Here is a 3,109-nt window from a genome sequence, read left to right on the forward strand (position 1 = left end):
GGCCCGGGCCACGAGGCATCCACTCGTTTCAGATCGCGTCGGTCAGCGGAGGGCCCCGACGCGCTCGCGCAGGGGGAGGACGAACCCCTCGCGCCAGCGGAAGCGGATGACGACCTCTTTCGCATGCGCGTCTTCGATCATCGCCTCGACGGTGGCCTCGCTCAGCACGCGCACCGGTGCGTCGCTCGGGGGCGGCGTCTCGCGGATCTCGAGCCACAGGCTCTCGGGGTGGGGTACGACGCCCGGGTTCGCGGCGACGAGTTGCAGGGTCCATCCGGGGCTCGCGCAGAGCCCGTAGCCGGAGACGTGGATGAGGCGAGTGTCGACGGTCTCGATGACGGTCGCCCGGAAGTCGTCGGCGGAGTATTCGCAGTGCAGCTGTCCGTTCATCTGCCTGAACCTAACGGGTTGGAACTGAGTCGTCCTCAGTGCTGGCGCTGAGATTGGGCCGGCATCCGGCGGCGGCGGAATTCGGTGCCCCCGCTCGCCCATAGTGTTGAGCCCATGCGATTCGGAATGTTCGTTCCCCAGGGCTGGCGTCACGATCTCGTCGGCATCGATCCGGCCGAGCACTGGCACACGATGCGCTCGCTCGCCGAGTACGCCGATGCGGCCGACTCGGTGTGGGAGTCGATCTGGGTCTACGACCACTTCCACACCGTGCCGCACCACTCCGAGACCGAGGTGACGCACGAGGCGTGGAGCCTCATGGCCGCATACGCCGCGTCGACCTCGCGCGTGCGGCTCGGGCAGATGTGCACGTGCATGGGCTACCGCAACCCCGCCTACCTCGCGAAGGTCGCGTCCACGGTCGACCACGTCTCGGGCGGGCGGCTCGAGATGGGCATCGGCGGCGGCTGGTACGAGCACGAGTGGCGCGCCTACGGCTACGGGTTCCCGCCGATCCCCGAGCGACTCGGGCGGCTCCGCGAGGGCGTCGAGATCATGCACCAGGCGTGGACCACGGGCAGCGCCACACTCGACGGCACCTACTACCAGGTCGACGGCGCCATCGTGCAGCCGAAGCCGGTGCAGCCGGGCGGCATCCCGTTCTGGATCGCGGGCGGCGGCGAGCAGGTGACCCTGCGCATCGCGGCGAAGTACGCGTCATACACGAACTTCACCGGCACGCCCGAGCAGTTCGCGCACAAGAGCGAAGTGCTGCGCGCGCACTGCGAGCGCCTCGGCACCGACTTCGGTGCGATCACCCGGTCGTCGAACTTCAACACGGTCGTCGGCGTCGACGAAGCGGATGTCGCGCGTCGACTCGCCGTGATCGAGGCGCGGGTCGCGCCGTACCTCGGACCCGCGAAGACGGCGGAGTACATCGCCGACTATCACTCGCCGAACGCCGCGGTCGGCACGCCCGCCCAGGTGGCGGCGAAGCTCGCCGCGCGGCGCGAACTCGGGCTCGGCTACTCGATCCACTACTTCCCCGAGGCGGCCTACGACCGTTCGGGGCTCGAGCTCTTCGCTGCGGAGGTCGTGCCGGCGCTGCGATAGTCCGCGGTCCATCCGCTGGCGGGGCTGGCGATGGTGGGCCATCCGCTCGTGGGGCGGGCGATGCCGGCATCGTCGGTGACGGCCGAGTAGGGCACGGCCAGCAGGTCGCCGGCGGCGAGGTCGCCCGGCAGAACGATCGGCGGGGGCGCGAAGCATCCGGTCGTCGATGTCGGGTGGTACGGTGCCGGGCGCTGCGTCGCCGCTGGGATCTGTGTCTCTGCTCGGCGCTGCGTCGCCGCCGTGAGCCGTGTCGGCACGGCCCGCGCCGCCGATGCGCGGCCGATGAGCCGCGTCTCGGCCCAGATCGGTGCGAGCTCGGCGAGGTCGGCGTCGATCAAGAGGGCGCGGCCGTGCCGCTCGAGATGAGTGGATGCCTCGATCACTCGCACCACCACGACGCCGGTGTGCATCGTGGCCGAGGGAAGCCGGCCCCCGGTGCCGGGCTCGGCCGCAGGGCCGAGGTGCACGGCGGGGGTTCCGCAGAGTTCGACGAGGCGCAGCAGCGAGACGCCGTCGACCGTGACGTCGGTGGTCGACGCGACGGTCGCCGCGGGCCAGCGATCGGCCGCGAGCGGGTCGGGGATCGACCGCCGGAGCGTCGGCAGAATTCGCGTGAGCGTCATCGAGCCGCGTCGCCGGCCGTGGACGGCTTGCTGGTCTGAGGCATGTCTCAGTTCTACGCCCGGCCGCGGGCGGTCGCTCGTTTGTTACGGGATCCGAACGGGCCGGGCCCGTTTGCTCACGTGATGCTGATGCTGATGCATCAGTCTGCGTCGGCGTCGCTACGCGGCGAGTTCCTCGTCGAGCTTCGCCGAGAGCTCGGCGTCGGTCGGCTCGGTGAAGTGCGTGCCGTCGGGGAAGACGACGACGGGGATCTGCGTGCGGCCGCTGATCGCCTTGGCCCGATCGGCGCCGTCGGCGACGGTCTCGAGGTCGACATAGTCGTAGGCGACGCCGCGTGCATCGAGCAGTCGCTTCGAGCGGCGGCAGTCGCTGCACCACTCGGCGCCGTACATGGTCACGCGGGCAGGGTTCAGGTCAGTGGCAGGGGAAGTCATACCAATAACCTACGTGGGTACCCTGTCGAATATTCCCGGGGCTGGTGTTGCGCGCCCGGATCGCGTGCGGCGCACGCGCCGCTGAGCTTGTGGAGGTGCCTGCGCTCGCCCTGCCCGCCGGGCGTCGGGCAACCCCGGTGTGCACGGTGGCCCGCGGGTCAGGCGAGACGGCTCGACCGGGCGTCGGGCAGCCCCTGTGTGCACGGTGGCCCGCGGGTCAGGCGAGACGGCTCGACCGGGCGGGTGTTCGCGTCGCTTGTCATGCGGTCTTGCGTTCTGGTGGCGGGTGGTGTTGGTCGTGTTGGTCGGTGAGTCGGGTGGGTGAGGTGGTCGATGGTCGCCAGTGGCCGCCTGGGTCGAGCCAGGCGGGCGGGCGGACGTGGGGGACGCCGTGGGTCATGCGGATGCCCCACCCGGAGGTGTCGATGGTGCGGTGATGGAACCAGCACAGGAGAGGCTGTCGCGTGAATGTGTCGGGGGGGCGACGGGTTGCAGCGTTCCGGGGCGTGCTGGGGTCGCGGGCCGCGAGTGCTTAGGCGAGGCTGGCG

4 protein-coding genes are annotated in these 3,109 nt (G+C 70.7%); 1 reads left to right on the forward strand and 3 read right to left on the reverse strand.

Translation table 11 applies throughout. The features are described from left to right. Positions 1-42: 42 nt before the first annotated feature. On the reverse strand, positions 43-390 hold the full coding sequence (locus tag ACWGST_RS16965; RefSeq protein ID WP_452047842.1) for a hypothetical protein: 348 nt from the start codon (positions 388-390) through the stop codon (positions 43-45). 114 nt (positions 391-504) lie between these two features. Here ACWGST_RS16965 and ACWGST_RS16970 point away from each other — a divergent pair, with 114 nt between their 5' ends. Beyond that, positions 505-1,503: an LLM class F420-dependent oxidoreductase gene (locus ACWGST_RS16970; RefSeq protein WP_452047843.1), complete on the forward strand. Its 999-nt coding sequence runs from the start codon at positions 505-507 to the stop codon at positions 1,501-1,503. Here the strand turns inward: ACWGST_RS16970 and ACWGST_RS16975 are convergent. After that, positions 1,446-2,126 (reverse strand): hypothetical protein, encoded by a 681-nt coding sequence (locus ACWGST_RS16975; protein WP_452047844.1) that lies wholly within the window; start codon positions 2,124-2,126, stop codon positions 1,446-1,448. The two genes, ACWGST_RS16970 and ACWGST_RS16975, sit on opposite strands and share 58 nt — an antisense overlap. Positions 2,127-2,285: 159 nt before the next feature. Then, positions 2,286-2,561 carry a glutaredoxin family protein gene (locus ACWGST_RS16980; protein ID WP_452047845.1) on the reverse strand — a complete coding sequence of 92 codons (276 nt, stop codon included), beginning with the start codon at positions 2,559-2,561 and terminating at the stop codon, positions 2,286-2,288. Between the last annotated feature and the right edge of the window lie 548 nt (positions 2,562-3,109).

The sequence above is a fragment of the Agromyces sp. NPDC055520 genome, assembly GCF_053619715.1.